Annotated in this window: 13 protein-coding genes and 3 pseudogenes; 10 read left to right on the forward strand and 6 right to left on the reverse strand. The window is 68.1% G+C overall.

All coding sequences use genetic code 11. The features are described 5' to 3' along the window. Window positions 1-117: 117 nt before the first annotated feature. The gene (locus BFF94_RS02625; protein WP_128843013.1) at window positions 118-2,367 is read left to right on the forward strand and encodes a putative bifunctional diguanylate cyclase/phosphodiesterase; all 2,250 of its coding nucleotides are present in this window, start codon (window positions 118-120) and stop codon (window positions 2,365-2,367) included. A 13-nt stretch (window positions 2,368-2,380) separates the two neighbouring features. Here the strand turns inward: BFF94_RS02625 and BFF94_RS02630 are convergent, their stop codons facing one another. Both BFF94_RS02630 and BFF94_RS02635 read right to left on the reverse strand, forming a co-directional pair. Further along, window positions 2,381-3,445, reverse strand: coding sequence for a diguanylate cyclase (locus BFF94_RS02630; protein WP_128843012.1), 1,065 nt, complete (start codon window positions 3,443-3,445; stop codon window positions 2,381-2,383). Between the two features lie 55 nt (window positions 3,446-3,500). Beyond that, on the reverse strand, window positions 3,501-4,505 hold the full coding sequence (locus tag BFF94_RS02635) for a chemotaxis response regulator protein-glutamate methylesterase (RefSeq protein ID WP_219138948.1): 1,005 nt from the start codon (window positions 4,503-4,505) through the stop codon (window positions 3,501-3,503). Between the two features lie 344 nt (window positions 4,506-4,849). Between BFF94_RS02635 and BFF94_RS02640 the strand changes: the two genes are divergently transcribed. Further along, window positions 4,850-5,278 carry a hypothetical protein gene (locus BFF94_RS02640; protein ID WP_128843583.1) on the forward strand — a complete coding sequence of 143 codons (429 nt, stop codon included), beginning with the start codon at window positions 4,850-4,852 and terminating at the stop codon, window positions 5,276-5,278. 49 nt (window positions 5,279-5,327) lie between these two features. On the opposite strand, the gene BFF94_RS02645 is transcribed toward BFF94_RS02640, so the two are convergent. Continuing rightward, a complete protein-coding gene (locus tag BFF94_RS02645) occupies window positions 5,328-5,552 on the reverse strand; it encodes a hypothetical protein (protein WP_128843584.1) in 225 nt (74 codons plus the stop codon). 326 nt (window positions 5,553-5,878) lie between these two features. Here BFF94_RS02645 and BFF94_RS02650 point away from each other — a divergent pair, with 326 nt between their 5' ends. The 4 genes from BFF94_RS02650 (at window position 5,879) to BFF94_RS02665 (ending at window position 8,996) form a co-directional block, all read left to right on the forward strand. Next, a complete protein-coding gene (locus BFF94_RS02650; protein ID WP_128843585.1) occupies window positions 5,879-6,568 on the forward strand; it encodes a DUF969 domain-containing protein in 690 nt (229 codons plus the stop codon). Then, on the forward strand, window positions 6,565-7,515 hold the full coding sequence (locus BFF94_RS02655; protein ID WP_128843586.1) for a DUF979 domain-containing protein: 951 nt from the start codon (window positions 6,565-6,567) through the stop codon (window positions 7,513-7,515). The genes BFF94_RS02650 and BFF94_RS02655 overlap by 4 nt, the downstream gene beginning before the upstream one ends. A gap of 19 nt (window positions 7,516-7,534) precedes the next feature. After that, window positions 7,535-8,557, forward strand: a complete 1,023-nt coding sequence (locus BFF94_RS02660; protein ID WP_219138949.1) for a DUF2891 domain-containing protein — start codon at window positions 7,535-7,537, stop codon at window positions 8,555-8,557. A 115-nt stretch (window positions 8,558-8,672) separates the two neighbouring features. After that, entirely contained in the window at window positions 8,673-8,996 is a 324-nt protein-coding gene (locus BFF94_RS02665; RefSeq protein ID WP_128843588.1) for a hypothetical protein, read from the forward strand. Between the two features lie 39 nt (window positions 8,997-9,035). On the opposite strand, the pseudogene BFF94_RS02670 reads toward BFF94_RS02665, so the two are convergent. Then, a pseudogene (locus tag BFF94_RS02670) lies at window positions 9,036-9,374 on the reverse strand (IclR family transcriptional regulator domain-containing protein); the annotation flags it as partial. Between BFF94_RS02670 and BFF94_RS02675 the strand changes: the two are divergent. From BFF94_RS02675 to BFF94_RS02690, 4 genes and pseudogenes are all read left to right on the forward strand, one after another. Next, window positions 9,369-9,464: pseudogene (locus tag BFF94_RS02675) on the forward strand (IS3 family transposase); the annotation flags it as partial. The pseudogenes BFF94_RS02670 and BFF94_RS02675 overlap by 6 nt on opposite strands. Window positions 9,465-9,682: 218 nt before the next feature. Continuing rightward, complete coding sequence (locus tag BFF94_RS02680; RefSeq protein WP_219138950.1) at window positions 9,683-12,619, forward strand: molybdopterin oxidoreductase family protein; 2,937 nt, start codon at window positions 9,683-9,685, stop codon at window positions 12,617-12,619. A gap of 16 nt (window positions 12,620-12,635) precedes the next feature. Further along, a complete protein-coding gene (locus BFF94_RS02685) occupies window positions 12,636-13,382 on the forward strand; it encodes a 4Fe-4S dicluster domain-containing protein (protein ID WP_128843589.1) in 747 nt (248 codons plus the stop codon). Between the two features lie 37 nt (window positions 13,383-13,419). Next, window positions 13,420-14,367: a dimethyl sulfoxide reductase anchor subunit family protein gene (locus tag BFF94_RS02690; protein ID WP_219138951.1), complete on the forward strand. Its 948-nt coding sequence runs from the start codon at window positions 13,420-13,422 to the stop codon at window positions 14,365-14,367. 11 nt (window positions 14,368-14,378) lie between these two features. Here the strand turns inward: BFF94_RS02690 and BFF94_RS02695 are convergent. Together BFF94_RS02695 and BFF94_RS02700 are read right to left on the reverse strand one after the other, a co-directional pair. After that, window positions 14,379-14,549, reverse strand: a pseudogene (locus BFF94_RS02695) (IclR family transcriptional regulator domain-containing protein); the annotation flags it as partial. 156 nt (window positions 14,550-14,705) lie between these two features. Continuing rightward, a complete protein-coding gene (locus BFF94_RS02700) occupies window positions 14,706-16,946 on the reverse strand; it encodes a TonB-dependent receptor (RefSeq protein WP_128842298.1) in 2,241 nt (746 codons plus the stop codon). Window positions 16,947-17,114 lie beyond the last annotated feature (168 nt).

Genomic DNA, 17,114 nt, shown 5'->3' on the forward strand with positions numbered 1-17,114 from the left:
TCGGCGCGCGAATGGGGCGCTTCGGGGTATCGGCGTCAACCCGGGGTGAAAACGGCACGAAGGATCGATAACGAACCGGGCGCATCAGACCCGGTCGGACAGACGGCAGGATTCATCTTGAATACCGAACCGCAACGTTCTCGTTACAGCCTCGGCCTCGCCGCGGAAGTACTCGCGTCCGAGCAAAGCGTGCTGAGGCTGATCACGCGCAACACACCGCTGCCGGAACTGTTGATCGAAGTCTGCCGGCGCGCCGAGACTTTGCTCGGCGGCGGCGCATCGTGCACGATCCTGCTGCTCGATGCGGACGGCATGCACGTGCATGTCGGCGCGGCGCCATCGCTGCCCGCGCAGTACAGCGCCGCGATCGAAGGTGCGTCGATCGGGCCCGCGGCGGGCTCATGCGGCACGGCGATGTACGAGCGCCGGATGGTCGCCGTCGAGGACATCGAAACCGATCCGCTGTGGGCCGACTACCGGTCGATCGCGCTGCCGCTGGGCCTGCGCGCCTGCTGGTCGGTGCCGTTCCAGGACGAGTCCGGCATCGTGCTCGGCGCGTTCGCCGTCTATCATCGCAAGCCGCGCCGGCCGAGCGACGAGGAAACCGCGCTACTGCGCGACATCAGCAACAGCGTCGGCCTCGCGGTGCACCAGGATCGCATCGCGAAGCAGCTCGTGCGCAGCGAGGAACATCACCGCCTGGTCGTCAACAGCCTGAACGAAGGGATTCTCGTCGTGTCGCGCGACGGCGTCGTGGTTGCCAGCAACCCGAGCGCGAACCGGATGATGCGCGTGAAGGGTGACCTCGTCGGCCGCCGGCTGTCGACGGTGATCTTGCGCAAGCTGCACGAGGACGGCACGCCGATCGCGCCCGACGCATGGCCGAGCCGGCTCGCGCTCGAGACGGCCACGCCGATGCTCGGCTACACGGTCGGCTTCGGCCTCGCGGACGGCGACATCATCTGGGTGCGCGGCAACGCGGTGCCGATCGTGAAGCCGGGCGAGACGCAGGCCGACTCGGTGCTCGTTTCGTTCAACGACATCGGCCCGGTGCGCGAAGCGCAGCAGCAGTTGCGCTACCTGGCGACGCGCGATGCGCTGACGGGCCTCTACAACCGCCGCTGGCTCGGCGAGCGCATGCGCGAGCTGTTCAGCGGGCACGATGCGTCGGCCGGCCCCGCGCGCGTCGCGATCCTGTTCATCGATCTCGTCGGCTTCAAGAAGGTCAACGACACGGCCGGCCACGATGCGGGCGACGCGCTGCTGCGCAGCGTCGCGACGCGGCTCGCGGCCTGCGCGGGTAGCCGGTACGCGCTCACGCGCGTCGGCGGCGACGAGTTCGTGATCCTCGTCGAAGATTGCGACGATCCCGATCGTCTCGCGGTGCTCGCGCGCGAGGTGATCGACGCGATCGCGAAGCCGTTCGCGATCGCGAACAACGAGTACTGGCTTGGCGTATCGATCGGGATCAGCGTCGCGCCGCGCGACGGCGACGATGCCGTCACGCTGATGCGCAACGCCGATTCGGCGATGTACGACGCAAAGCAGCGCGGCCGCAATCACTTCACGTTCTTCACCGCGCAGCTCAACCTGCGGCTGCAGCGCCGCTTCGCGATCGAGCAGTCGCTGCGGCGCGCGCTCGCGTCGAACATGCTGCGGCTCGCGTACCAGCCCGTCGTCGATGCGCGCAGCGGCCGCACGGTCGGCGCCGAGGCGCTGCTACGCTGGACCAGCCCCGAGCTCGGGCCGATGTCGCCGGCGGAATTCATTCCGGTCGCGGAAGATACGGGGCTGATCGTCGCGATCGGCCAGTGGGTGCTCGAAACGGCGTGCCGGCAGGCAGCCGAATGGCGCCGCACGATCGCGCCCGACCTGATGCTGGCCGTCAACCTGTCGCCGCGGCAGTTCCACGAAGGGCTCGTCGAATCGGTCGGTCGCTGTCTCGCGCAAACGCGGCTCGATCCGTCCGCGCTCGAACTCGAGATCACCGAAGGAGTGCTGATGAACGACACGGACACCGTGCTGCCGATGCTCGAAGCGCTGACGGACATGAACGTGCGGATCTCGGTCGACGATTTCGGCACCGGCTATTCGTCGCTCGCGTACCTGAAGCGCTTTCCGCTGCACAACCTGAAGGTCGACCGCTCGTTCGTGTCGGGCGTGCCCGATCATCACGACTCGGTCGCGATCACGCAGGCCGTGGTCGCGATGGCGCATTCGCTCGGGATGAAGGTCACGGCCGAAGGCGTCGAGACGCAGGCGCAATCGCGGTTCCTGCAGCAGATCGGCTGCGACATGCAGCAGGGCTACCTGTTCAGCCGCCCGCTGGACCCGAACGACTACGCACGCCGGTTCGGCGCAGTGTGAACGCGGCGTGCGCCTAGTCGTCGTGCGGCGCGCCGAAACCGCCGGTGCCCGGCGGTGGCGCCGCATCGATCTCGACGCGGTTCTTGCCTTCGTGCTTCGCGCGGTACAGCGCGCGGTCGGCCGCCTCGATCAGCAGGGTGGTCGGCAGGCCGGGCGCCGGCACGATGCTCGCGCCGCCGATGCTGATCGTCACGGTGTTGCCCGTCGACGAATGCGCGTGCCGCAGCCGCAGCGCCTCGATGGCAAGACGGATCTTCTCGCCGAGCAGCCGCGCGGCGCCCGGCGACGTGGCCGGCATCACGACCGCGAATTCCTCGCCGCCGAAGCGCGCGGCGAGATCGCCGGACTGCCCGAGGCAGCGCTCGATGGTCGACGCGATCTGCTTGAGCACGCTGTCGCCGGACACGTGTCCGTACGTGTCGTTGTACAGCTTGAAATTGTCGACGTCGATCATCAGCAGCGACAGCTCGCTGCGCTCGCGCGTGCCGCGCCGCCACTCGGCGGCGAGATATTCGTCGAGATAGCGCCGGTTCGACAGCCCGGTCAGGCCGTCCGAATGCGTGAGGCGCCGCAGCTCGAGATTGGCTTCGAGCAACTGCTGCTGCGATTGCCGCAGCGCGCGATAGGCCTCGTCGCGCTGCAGCAGGTTCATGTACGAGCGCGAGTGGTAGCGGATGCGCGCGACGAGCTCGATGCGGTCGGGCAGCTTCACGAGATAGTCGTTCGCGCCGGCCGCGAACGCGGCGCTCTTGATCACGGGCTCTTCCTGCGTCGACAGCACGATGATCGGCACGTCGCGCGTCGCCGGATTCTGTCGGTACGCCTTCACGAGGCTCAACCCGTCGGTGCCGGGCATCACGAGGTCCTGCAGGATCACGGTGGGCCGGGTTTCAATCGCGGTGGCCAGCGCATCGTCCGAGCGCGGGCAGTAGTGGAAGTCGATGCTTTCCTCGTCGACGAGCGCGCGCCGTACGGCTTCCGCGACGATCGTCTGGTCGTCGACCAGCAGCACCATCGCCGGCACGTCGGCGGACGACATGGTCGGGCCGCCCGGCGGGCGAGTCAGGTCGCTAGTCATGATCGATGCGGGTTGTCGCGAGGGCAGGCATGGGTGTCGCGCGTGTTCATCGGTCTCAGATCCGCGCGAGCGCCGCCAGCTCGCCCGCAATGCGCCCGAGCGGCAGGATCGTGCGCGCCGCGCCGAGCGTCGCGGCCGCCTTCGGCATGCCGTACACGGCGCTCGTCGCCTCGTCCTGCGCGATCGTATGGTAGCCCTTCATCCGCAGCGCCTTCAGGCCGATCGCGCCGTCGCGGCCCATCCCCGTGAGCAGCACACCGATCACGCGGCCGGGCCAGTGCTCGGTCAGGCTGTTGAAGAACACGTCGACCGACGGCCGATACGGCGTGGCGGCCGGCTCGCGCGTGTATTCGAGCGTGCCGGCGCGCGTGATGCGCAGGTGGTCGTCGGTCGCGGCGAGCAGCGCGACGCCCGGCTGCGGGCGGTCGCCTTCACGCGCGACGCGTACGGCCAGCGGCGTCTGGCCGTCGAGCCATTGCGCCATGCCTTCGGCGAATGCGCGGTCGACGTGCTGCACGATCACGATCGGCGCGTTGAAATCGGCCGGCAGGCCACCGAGGACCGACGCGAGCGCGCCGGGGCCGCCGGCCGATGCGCCGATCGCGATCAGCGGGCCGCCGCCGGCGCGCGTGGCCGCGCCGGCGACGCGCGTGCCGCCCGGTGCGTCGAGCAGGCGGCCGATCTGGTCGATCTTCGCGAGCAGCAGCTTGGTCGTGTCGCCGGCCGCGCCTTCGCCGAGGCGGGGCGTATCGACCGCGTCGAGCGCGCCGGCGCCCATCGCCTCGAACACGCGCCACCCGTTCGCGCCGATGCAGCTCGTCACGATCAGGATCGCGCACGGTCGTTCGGATCGCATGATCCGCCGCGTCGCTTCGATCCCGTCGAATTTCGGCATGACCAGGTCCATCAGCACGATGTCGGGCGGCTGCGCGGCGCACTGTTCGACGGCTTGCGCGCCGTCGGTCGCGACCCACAGCACTCGGTGCTCGGGCCGTCGCGCGATCGCGCGGCGCATCGCCTCGACGGCAAGCGGGAGGTCGTTGACGATGCCGATGTTCACAAGCGGAATTCTCCGGTCGGTTCGAAGTGTTGGAGGTGGGCCGGGTTCATGGAAGGGGCTGCCTGTTCGGCGCCGCAGGGCGGTATCGGCGTCCGGACGGCACGGCATTCTTTTGGGTTGACGACGCCCCGCATGCTGTCATGCGACGCGTGCGGCGGCAATCGAAAAATTTGCGCATTGCGCCGATTCAGTGCGTTTCCTCTATGGCGATGCGGGATTTCCGGCCGGCCGGGGAACCGGGCCGGCGCATGCGTGCATGCCGCGGCCACGCGATCTCGCCACGGCAGGCCGCTGAAGCCGGCATGTTACCGTGCCGGCTTCGACAAAAAAACGAGGAGAACCGGATGGCCGCACCCGACACCACGCTCGTCAGCCGCGACCCGCACGCGCCGGTCGTGATCGAGCGCGACGGCCGGTTGCTGTACCGGATCGACATCGAGAGCGGGCATGCATCGTTCTACCGCGAGTTTCCGGTCGAGCCCGACGCGGTGCGCGTGCTGCGCGACGACGCCGAGCGTTACTACTTCCTGTTCGCGGCGCTTCATCACCCGTACCAACTGCGCGCGACGAACCTGTCCGACGCCGAGCGCGAACGCTACTTCAGCACGATCCTGTTTGCCGGCCGCGACGAGGTCGACGCGTTCCTGACGCAACTCGACCGCGCCAGCAACGGTGCGGTGGCGAACCTGCTGGGGATCTTCACGCAGGCCGACTACGGGCAACTGCGCGCGGGCCGGTGGTTCGGCACGGGCGCCGGCACGCCGGCCGCATAGCGGGCCGCGACCAGGTATCCGGCCGCGCACCGGACGCGCGGCCGCACCGTCAATGGCTGCGCGCGTACCCCTGGATCAGCGCGCGCATCATCCCTTCGACCGTCGCGTCGCGCAGGTCGCCTTCCTGCTCGACGTCCTCGACGAGCGCGGCATAGGCGGTGGCGAGCGTCACGCGGTCGACTTCGTGGCGCTGTTCCATCAGCGTCACCATGCCGTCCTTCGCCAGATGCGCGGAAAACGCGCGGCTGCCGATGGTTTCGAATACGTCGATCATGACGGCTCTCCCGAACGTTGCCGATGCTTTCCAGTTTAGTCGGCGCACCGGGGCTCCGCCACGCGCGGCCCCGATGCGGGACATCGCATGCCGCGATCCGGCGCGCCCCGCGCCGGCCAGACACCGATTCATCAGATGAAACACCGCCGGCACACGGCCCGGGCGAGCACGGTATCCGCGCGCTTCAACGTTTACCCGAGGCGGTAAATCGTCGACTTTTTATCGATAAAGTCTCGTGCTAGATTTCGCCGTCGGAGCCCGGTCCAAACCGGGCAGGCGTCGCGCTGCCGGCGCGTCGCGCGTCCAATACAACGCAAGGAGGAGCAATGCTGGTGCTGATTGGGGTGCCGATCGTCGTGATCGGCTTCGCGCTGCGCTTCAATGCGCTGCTGGTGGTCACGATCGCGGGGCTCGCGACGGGGCTGGCGGGCGGGCTGAATCTCGTCGACATCGTCAGCGCGTTCGGCAAGGCGTTCACCGAAAACCGCTACATGGGGCTGATCTGGCTGACGCTGCCGGTGATCGCGCTGCTCGAGCGCAACGGGCTCAAGGAGCAGGCGAAGCGGATGATCGCGCGCGTGCAGGCGGCCACCACGGGCCGCGTGCTGATGCTGTACTTCGTGCTGCGCCAGGCGACCGCCGCGCTCGGCCTGACGTCGCTCGGCGGCCACGCGCAGATGGTGCGGCCGCTGATCGCGCCGATGGCCGAGGCCGCCGCCGTCGGCCGGTACGGCGAGCTGCCGGAGTCGGTGCGCCAGCAGATCCGCGCGCATGCGTCGGGCGCCGACAACGTCGCCGTGTTCTTCGGCGAGGACATCTTCATCGCGATCCAGTCGATCCTGCTGATCAAGGGCTTTCTCGAACAGAACGGGATCGCCATCGAGCCGCTGCACCTGTCGGTGTGGGCGATCCCGACCGCGGTCGCCGCGCTGCTGATCCACTGCACGCGCCTCGCGCTGCTCGACCGCCGGCTGGCGCGCGGCTTCGGCCTGCTGGAGCGGGAGGGCGCGCGATGATCCGTCTCGAATCGCTGTACACGCTCGCGGGGCTGATGTTCGCCGCGTTCGCGTGCTTCAACCTGACGGACCGCACGAACCCGCGCCGCGTCGTCAATTTCGCGTTCTGGGCGATCTACGCGGCCACGTTCCTGTTCGGCGCGTTGCTGCCGCATTTCGTGACGGGCTGCCTCGCGATCGCGCTCGCGTTGATCGCAGGCTCGGGCAAGCTCGGGCGCGGCAAGTCCGACGAAGCCGGCGACGCGGCGGCCGTGCGGCGCGAGACCCTCGCGCAGCGTTTCGGCAACCGGTTGTTCCTGCCCGCACTGCTGATTCCGGTCGTCACGCTGATCGGCACGTTCGCGCTGAAGCACGTGCCGTTCGTCGACCCGAAGAGCGTGACGCTGATCTCGCTTGTGCTCGGCACGATCGTCGCGTTCGTCGTCGCGCTCGCGATGCTGCGCGATTCGCCCGTGCATGCGCTGAAGGAGGCGCGCCACACGATGGACGCGGTCGGCTGGGCCGCGATCCTGCCGCAGATGCTCGCGGCGCTCGGCGCGCTGTTCGCGATCGCGGGCGTCGGCGGCGTGGTGTCGGGGCTCGTGAAGGACTGGGTGCCGATCGATTCGCCGTTCGCGGTCGTCGCGGCCTACACGGTCGGCATGGCGCTGTTCACGATGATCATGGGCAACGGCTTCGCCGCGTTCCCCGTGATGACGGCCGGCATCGGCCTGCCGCTGATCGTCCACCAGTTCCACGGCAACCCGGCGATCGTCGGCGCGATCGGGATGCTGAGCGGCTTCTGCGGTACGCTGATGACGCCGATGGCCGCGAACTTCAACATCGTGCCGGCGGCGCTGCTCGAACTGAAGGACAAGAACGGCGTGATCAAGGCGCAGTGGCCGACCGCCGTGCTGCTGCTGGCCGTGAACACGCTGCTGATGTACGCGTTCGCATTCCGCTTCTGATCCGCTCGAAGAGATGCCCATGACCGACCGACTCACGCCCGAACTCGCCTCGAAATTCGCGTCGCTCGCGCTCGCGCACCTGACCCGCGAATATCCGAACAAGCTCACGCATTCGCTCGAAGGCCCGCACGACGTGCAGGGGCCGCGCGCGCTGCACCCGATCTTCTACGGCAGCTACGACTGGCACTCGTGCGTGCACGGCTACTGGCTCGTGCTGCGCGTGCTCGAACGCTACCCGGCGCTGCCCGAGGCCGAACGCATCGTCGCGGTCGTCGACGCGCACTTCACCGACGCGAATGTCGCCGGCGAGCGCGCGTATCTCGCGCTGCCGCACAACAGCGGCTTCGAGCGGCCGTACGGCTGGGCGTGGCTGCTCGCGCTCGCCGCGCAGCTCGAGCAGCTCGCGCTGAAGGGCGTCATGCCGCAGGCCGCGCGCTGGGCGAAGACGATGGCGCCGCTCACCGACCTGTTCGTGTCGCGCTTCGAGACCTTTCTGCCGAAGGCGACCTATCCGCTGCGCGTCGGCACGCACTTCAACACCGCGTTCGCGCTGGCGCTCGCGCTCGATTTCGCGCGCGACACGCAGCGCGACGGGCTCGCGGCGCTGATCGTCGATACCGCGAAGCGCTGGCACCTGAACGACGTCGCATGCCAGGCGTGGGAGCCATCGGGCGACGAATTCCTGTCGCCCGCGCTGATGGAGGCCGAGCTGATGCGGCGCGTGCTGCCGGCGGCCGAATTCGACGGCTGGTTCGCGCGCTTCCTGCCCGATCTTGCGCGAGGCGAGCCGGCGACGCTGTTCGAGCCCGCGACGGTCAGCGACCGCAGCGACGGCAAGATCGCGCATCTCGACGGGTTGAACCTGAGCCGCGCGTGGTGCCAGCGCTCGCTGGCCGGCGCGCTGCCGGAAGGCGATGCGCGGCGCGCGAAGCTGCTCGATGCGGCCGACCGGCATCTCGCGAGCGCGCTCGCGCACGTGGCCGGCGACTACATGGGCGAACACTGGCTCGCGACGTTCGCGTTGCTCGCGCTGGACGCGTAGCGCGCGAAACCCCGCCGGCGGCAAGGTCATCGGCGCGCGGCTATACTCGCCGCTCGGGCCGCCTCGCGCAGCATGTGTTGCGCAAAGCGGCCATCCGCCAGTTCGCCGCCTCGCCATGGACAAGCTCATTTCCTACGTCGCCGCGATCCACGGGCTTGCCGGCCCCGTGTCGATCGTGTCGCACGCGACGTCGCACGACCGCTGGACCGACGACGACGTCGAGGTCACGCGCGACGAAACCGAATACCGCTTCGACAACGGCGCGATCGTGCGCCGCTCGGTCGAGCAGGACCGCGCGCCGTCCGACCTGCTGTGCGCCGAATGCTGGATCGATTACGACGTGCTCCGCCATCCCGATGCGCAGCCGGTCAGCCCGTCGCGGCTGACGTTCGACAACGCATGCCGCGAAACCTTCTGGCTGCGCTACCACCTCGCGTGAACGAGTAAACGCGTGAACGCTTGAGCGCGCGCGTTCGCATCAGCCCGGCGGTACGCCGTCGGCCGCATGCAGCAGCGGCGCGAGCCGCGCGGCCGCGTCGCGCATCTTCAGCACGTGCTCCAGCAGGTCGTTGAGCGTCGCGCGCGCGGTCGGCGCATGCACGGCGGGCGTCGCGAGCACGCGGCCGCTCGCGGCTTCCTTCACCGGCACCGCGGCGGCCACCATCCCGCGTACGAATTCCTCGTTGTCGATCCCGACGCCGCGCGCGGCGAGCCGGTCGAGTTCGGCCGCGAGCAACTGCGCGTCGGTCAGCGTCCGGTAGGTCATCTTCTTCAGCGTGAGCCGCGTGAGCAGTGCGTTGCGCTCCAGTGCGTTCATTACTACAACCACGAACGTATCAGATTGAAACTAAAAGGGCTGAGTCCGGTGCAATACAGAACTCAGCCCTTGTTGGCCTGGCATCTTTGAACCGTCCAACTTCCGGGGTTCAGTTCACGCGCGCCGGGCCTTCGCGCATGCGGGTCTGGCGGCGATCCGATGGATTGCCGGGCCAACTATCAGGCCGACCGATAGGAGCGATCAGGGGATGCGACTTTATGCCGGCCGCCAGCCGGCATAGCATGGATGAACCGATTCACGGGTGCGCCCCGGCGGGGCGCGCCATCATCCGCGAACGAGGACAGACGATGGAACATCGGGCACGCGAGCGTGACGAGCAGGCCGAGATCAAGACGACGACGTGCTACATGTGCGCGTGCCGCTGCGGCATCCGCGTACACCTGCGCGACGGCGAAGTGCGCTATATCGACGGCAATCCGGAGCATCCGCTGAACCAGGGCGTCATCTGCGCGAAAGGTTCGTCGGGAATCATGAAGCAGTACTCGCCCGCGCGGCTCACGCAGCCGCTGATGCGCAAGCCGGGCGCCGAGCGCGGCGACGCGCAGTTCGAGCCGGTGTCGTGGGCGGTTGCGTTCGACGTGCTCGAAAAGCGCCTCGCGCACCTGCGCGCGACCGACCCGAAGCGTTTCGCGCTGTTCACCGGCCGCGACCAGATGCAGGCGCTCACCGGCCTGTTCGCGAAACAGTTTGGTACGCCGAATTATGCGGCGCATGGCGGGTTCTGCTCGGCGAACATGGCGGCCGGGATGATCTACACGATCGGCGGCTCGTTCTGGGAATTCGGCGGGCCCGATCTCGACAACGCGAAGCTGTTCTTCATGATCGGCACCGCGGAGGACCACCATTCGAACCCGCTGAAGATCGCGCTCGGCAAGTTCAAGCGCGCGGGCGGCCGCTTCATCGCGATCAATCCGGTGCGCACCGGCTACGCGGCGATTGCCGACGAATGGATTCCGATCCGCCCCGGCACCGACGGCGCGCTGTTCATGGCGCTGATGCACGAGCTGATCGCGCGCGACGCGTTCGACCTCGAATTCGTGTCGCGCTTCACGAACGCGGCCGAGCTGGTCGACCAGCGCGACGGCGCCGATACGTTCGGGCTGTTCGTGCGCGACGCCGGCGCGCCGGAGGTCAACGCGCTGTATCCGCAGAACCGGATGTGGTGGGACGCGAAGACGAACCGCGCGGTGCTGCACCATGCGGAAGGCGCCGAGCCGGCGCTCGACGGCCGCTACACGCTCGACGACGGCACGCCCGTCGCGCCGTCGTTCACGCTGCTGCGCGAACAGGTGGCCGGCTGCACGCCCGAATGGGCGGCCGACATCACCGGCATCGCGGCCGACACGATTCGCCGCCTCGCCCGCGAGATGGAGACGGTCGCGCGCGATCACGCGATCGAATTGCCGGTGCGCTGGACCGATTCGTGGGGTAAGGAACACGCGACGGTGAAGGGCGTGCCGATCGCGTTCCACGCGATGCGCGGGCTGGCCGCGCATTCGAACGGCTTCCAGACGATCCGCGCGCTGGCCGTGCTGATGTCGCTGCTCGGCACGATCGACCGGCCGGGCGGCTTCCGCCACAAGACGCCGTATCCGCGTGCGGTGCCGCCTTCGGCGAAACCGCCGAACGACCCGGCCCAGGTGCAGCCGAACACGCCGCTCGCGACCGGCCCGCTCGGCTGGCCGGCGGGCCCCGAGGACCTGTTCGTCCATCCGGACGGCACGCCCGCGCGGCTCGACAAGGCGTTCTCGTGGGAATACCCGCTCGCGGTGCACGGGCTCATGCATTCGGTGATCACCAATGCGTGGCGCGGCGATCCCTATCCGATCGACACGCTGCTGATCTTCATGGCCAACATGGCGTGGAATTCGTCGATGAACACGACGGAAGTGCGCAAGATGCTGGTCGACAAGCGCGATGACGGCGAATACCGGATCCCGTTCCTCGTCGTATGCGACGCGTTCGCGTCGGAGATGACGGCGTTCGCCGACCTGATCCTGCCCGACACGACCTACCTCGAGCGGCACGACGTGATGTCGGTGCTCGACCGGCCGATCTCCGAATTCGACGGGCCGGTCGACTCGGTGCGCGTGCCCGTCGTGCCGCCGACCGGCGAATGCAAGCCGTTCCAGGAAGTGCTGATCGAGCTCGCGAGCCGGCTGAAGTTTCCGGCCTTCACGACGGCGGACGGGCAGCGCAAGTACCGCGACTATCCGGATTTCGTCGTCAACTTCCAGACCGCGCCCGAGTCGGGCACCGGCTTCCTGATCGGCTGGCGCGGCAAGGACGGCGACAAGGCCGTCGTCGGCGAGCCGAACCCCGACCAGTGGAAGCGCTACGCGGAGAACAACTGCGTGTATCACCACCGGCTGCCGGAGCCGCTGCAGTACATGCGCAACTGCAACGGTCCGTACATGCAGTGGGCGGTCGAGAACGGGATGCGCAAGTTCGGCGTACCGATCGTGATCCAGCTCTACTCGGACGTGCTGCAGAAATTCCGGCTCGCCGCGCAGGGCCGCACGTCCGGCCGCCAGCCGCCCGACCATCTGCGCGAGCGCATCGCGCGCTATTTCGATCCGCTGCCGTTCTGGCATCCGTCGCTCGAAAGCGGGCTGACCGATGCGAACCGCTATCCGTTCGCGGCGATCACGCAGCGGCCGATGGCGATGTACCACTCGTGGGATTCGCAGAACGCGTGGCTGCGGCAGATCCACGGCGAGAACCACCTGTTCGTGAACCCCGTGACGGCCGCCGCGCAGCAGATCGACGACGGCGCGTGGATCTACGTCGAATCGCCGTGGGGCAAGGTGCGTTGCCGCGCGCGCTACAGCGAGGCCGTCGAACCCGGCACCGTGTGGACGTGGAACGCGATCGGCAAGGCGGCCGGCGCGTGGAACCTCGGCCCGCAAGCGGGCGAGTCGCAGCGCGGCTTCCTGCTCAATCACGTGATCACCGACGAGTTGCCGGATGCGGCGCGCGCCGGCGCGCGGGTGTCGAACTCCGATCCGATCACGGGGCAGGCCGGCTGGTACGACGTGCAGGTGCGGATCTATCCGGCCGAAGCCGATGCCGCGACGACGCTGCCGCAGTTCGCGCCGATGCCGGCGCTGCCCGGCACGCCGCGCGTGCTGCAGCGCGTGCAGGCGTATTTCGCGGGAACCGGCGCATTCGCCGCGCGGCTGCGGCGCGCGGCGTCGGCGGGCCCGCAGTCTGACGATCGCTAATCGAAGGAGCGCAACCATGACCCAGATGGCCCTCGTCATCGACCTGAACGTGTGCGTCGGCTGCCATGCCTGCGTGACGAGCTGCAAGGAATGGAACACGTCGGGCGAGGCCGGCAGCCTCGCCGACCTGCGCCCGTACGACGACGATCCGTCCGGCACGTTTTTCAACCGCGTGCAGACGTACGAAGCCGGCGTGTTCCCGATGACCGACACGATCCACTTCCCGAAGTCGTGCCTGCACTGCGAGGATCCGCCGTGCGTGCCGGTCTGCCCGACCGGCGCGAGCTACAAGCGCAAGTCGGACGGGATCGTGCTGGTCGATTACGACAAGTGCATCGGCTGCAAGTACTGCGCGTGGGCGTGCCCGTACGGCGCGCGCGAGCTCGACGAAGGCCGCAAAGAGATGACGAAGTGCACGCTGTGCGCGGACCGCATCGACAACGAGGCGCTGCCCGAACGCGACCGCAAGCCGGCCTGCGTGCTCGCGTGCCCGACGTCGGCGCGGCTGTTCGGCGACGTGCACGACCCGGAATCGGACGTGTCGCGCGCGATCCGCGAACGCGGCGGCTATGCGCTGATGCCGGAATGGGGCACGCGGCCGTCGAACCATTACCTGCCGCGCGTGAAGACCGAAGCGTCGTGCGGTTGCGGGAGCGGCGGCGGATGCGGCGGCACGTCGAACGGGCGTAATGAGGACGAGTCGTTCGAAGCACGCGCGGCGCACGGCGACATCGATCTCGTGTCGCTCGCGACGCGGCGCTGAACACCGCGCATTTCATTCAGACATAGACGGAGTTTTCATGCGCCCAGCCTTTTCGGTCGTTTTTCTCACCACGCTGTGCGGCGCCGCACAGGGCTTGCTGCTGACGCTCGTGATCGTCGAGGCGCTTACGCGGCTGGCCGGCGTCGACGTGGCCGCCGCGTTCTACGTGACGGGCGCCGCGCTGTCGGTCGCGCTCGGCGTGCTCGGCCTGTTCGCGTCGTTCTTCCATCTCGGCCACCCCGAACGCGCATGGCGCGCGATCGCGATGTGGCGCACGTCATGGCTGTCGCGCGAATGCATCGCGCTGCCGGTGTTTCTCGCGTGCGCATTCGCGTATGGCGCGGCGCACCTGTTCGGCTGGCGCGGCACGCTGCTGATCGGCGCGGCCGGCGCGCTCGCGAGCGTTGCGCTGTTTGTCTGCACCGCGATGATCTACGCGTGCCTGCGCTTCCTGCAGGAGTGGGCGAGCCCGCTGACGCTCGTGAACTTCGTGCTGCTCGGCTGCGCGTCGGGCTGCACGCTCGCGACGGCCTGCGCCGCGTGGCTCGCGCCGGCGCTGGTCGGCCGGCTCGCGGCGGCCGCGTGCGTGCTGACGCTCGCGGGCTGCGTGGCCCGGCTCGCATCGCTTGCGCGCAACGCGCGGCTGCGGCCGAAGTCGACCGTGCAGAGCGCGACGGGGATCCGCAATGCGAAGGTCGAGCAGAAGTCGCGCGGCTTCACGGCCAGCGCGTTCAATACGAAGGAGTTCTTTCACGGGCAGGGCAACGGCACGCTGCGCGCGGTGAAGGCCGGCTTCCTGACCGGCGCGTTTGCGGTGCCGTTCGTGCTCACCGGGGCGGGTGCGCTCGCGCCGACGTCGGCCGCGGCGGCCGTCGCGCTCGGCGCGGCGTTCGTGATCCAGTATGCGGGGCTGGTCGCGGAGCGCTGGTTCTTCTTCGCGGATGCGCGGCATCCGCAGAATCTCTACTACCAGCGCGCGTCATGACGATGCGTTCTGGCGACTGCGGCGATGCACGCGCCGTTGTCGCCGGCGATCGGCGCCGCGATACATACGATGCCCGCGACGAATTCCTCGTTGTCGATCAAGACGCCCTTGTGCGCGGTGCGGTCGAGTTCGGCCTCGAGCAGTTCGGGATCCGAGATCGTGTTCTGCGTGTAGCGCGCCAGTCGTTGGTCGGAAACAGCGACTGGTCGAACTGCCCGTAGATGAACGGAAATTCGTAGTGCTGCCAGTTCGCGAGCTTCACGAATACGAAGACGTATTCGCTGCCTTGGTGAGCGCGGCGGGGAAGGGTGGATCACGCCCTCCCGCCGCAATCGGCGTTACTGGTAGAAGTTGAGCGTGACCATTGCCGAACGGCCCGGCGCCCACGTCGCGTAGATCGGATACGCGCTCGCGTAGTACTTCTTGTCGAACAGGTTCTGCACGTTCAACTGCACGTCCATCGTCTTGTTCACCCGCCACGTTGCGGCCGCGTCGAAACGCGCATAGCCGGGCGTCCACTTCTTCGTCGTCGCGGATACCGACGCATAGGTCTGGCTCATCACCGTCGCGCCCGCGCCGAGCGTGAGCTTCGGCATCACGTCGTAGCTCGTCCACAGCGTGAAGTTGTGCTTCGGCACCATCACCATCGGCAGGCCCGATGCGCCCGGGCTGCCGGGGCCCGCGTCGGTCGTGATCGCGTTCAGGTACGAGTAGCCGCCGAACACGTGCCATTTCGGCGTCAGGTTGCCCGCGAAGCCGAATTCCGCGCCGCGCACGCGCTGCTTGCCCGCGTTGACCGTGTGACCGAGACCGTCGCTGACGCGTGCATTGGTCTTTTCGGTCTGGAACAGCGCCGACGTCAGCGACAGCTGATCCTGCAGCACGTCCCACTTCGCGCCGATCTCGATGTTGCGCGAGCGCTCGGGCGCGAGATCCTGGTTGGTCGCGGTGATCTGGTCGGTGCCGCCGCCGAGGCCCCCGTTCGAACCCGGCGGGTTCGACGACGTGCCGTACGACGCGTACAGGCGCACGTTGCTCACCGGCTTGAACACGAGGCCGAACTGGTAGCTGAACAGGTTCGACGTGTTCGACAGGTCGGCGACGCCGGCCTGCTTGCCGGTCGTGTCGTAGCGGTCGAAGCGCAGCCCCGTGTTGAACTGCCAGCGCTCGGACAGCTTGACGGTGTCGAAGATGTACGCGGATACCGTGTCGGTGCGCGTGTTCGTCGTCGGGCCGGGGAAGGCCTTGTCGCCGTTCAGCACGATGTTGCCGGTCCACGGCATGTTCGGGTTCCAGCCGCCCGCGAGCGGCGTGCAGTTGCCGGCCACCGAGCACGGGCCGCCGGAGCGGATGTTGTTGCCGGCCGAATCCGACACGAGATAGCCCTCGTAGCGCGCCTGTTCGTGGCTGAACTCGACGCCGGCCGTCATCGTGTGCTTCATGCCGAACAGGCTCGCGCTGCCGGTGACTTCGGTCTGGTTCGAGAAGCCGTTGAGCGCGTACTTGCCGCTCTTCGCCTGCAGCCCCAGCATGTTCGGATTCGACGCGAGGATCTGCGGATTCGTCGCCACGTAATCGAGCGTCGAACGGCCGAACATCGTCGTGTTCCTCAGCTTCCAGTCGTCGTTGATGCGATGCTCGACGCGCACCTCGCCGGTGTCGGTCTGCCCGTAGCGGTAGTCGCGCGTGTTCAGCCCGAAGAACCGGCCGCGATCGGTCGGCACCGGCGTGCCGCCCGACGCGCGGAACGGCACGCTGAAGTCCGGCATGTCGTACGAGTTCATGTGGTAGTAGCTGACCGTGACCGTGGTCGGCGTGTTCAGCCCGAACACGATCGACGGCGCGACGCCCCAGCGCTTGTTGTACACGTCGTTGCGGCCGGCCTGGTTCGCGTCGTGGCCCATCACGTTCAGGCGCACGGCCGTCGTGTCGTTGATCTTGCGGTTCGCGTCGACCGTCGCGCGCTTGTAGCCGTCGGTGCCGAAGCCGATGCTGCTGTTGATGAAGTTATCGTTCTTCGGCGTCTTCGTGACGATGTCGATGCTGCCGCCCACCGAGCCGCGGCCCGCATACACCGAATCGGGGCCCTTGATCACGCTGATCTGCTCGACCGCGAACGTCTCGCGGTTCTGCAGCCCCGAGTCGCGCATTCCGTCGACGAAGATCGAGTTGCGCGATTCGAAGCCGCGGATCACCGGACGGTCGGCCGACGGGTTCGCGGCCGCGTCGCCGCCGAGGAACGTGATGCCCGGCACCGAGCGCAGCGCGTCGGCGAACGACGTGACGTTCTTTTCCTTGATCAGTTGCTCGGGAATCACCGTGACCGAGCGCGGCGTGTCGAGCAGCGGCGCGGTGAACTTGTACGACGGCGAGCGCTTCACCTGCAGGTCCGACAGCGCGGACGACTGCACCGCGATCGTCGGCAGCGTTGCCGGCAGGTCGGCGGACGGGCCCGGTTGATCGGCGGCAGGTGCGGGGGCGGGAGCGGTTTCGGCGGAGGCGAGCAGCGGCGTCAGGAAAACGGAGCAGGTCAGCGCCGACACGAGGGCGCGAGGCCTCGTCTTGAACTGGGCAGGCATATCGGGAAGCAACGGAAGGTTCGGTGATCGGGTGCGTTTCTTCGATGCCGGCCGGACAGGCGCAGGCCATCGGAAAACGTCAATGTAAATGCGTATGATTCGCGTTTGCGATCGCAATTGTACGAATTAGTATCAAATATGTAAACACTTGAATGGTTTTTGTACTAA

It is taken from the genome of Burkholderia catarinensis, from assembly GCF_001883705.2.
Lineage (GTDB): Bacteria > Pseudomonadota > Gammaproteobacteria > Burkholderiales > Burkholderiaceae > Burkholderia > Burkholderia catarinensis.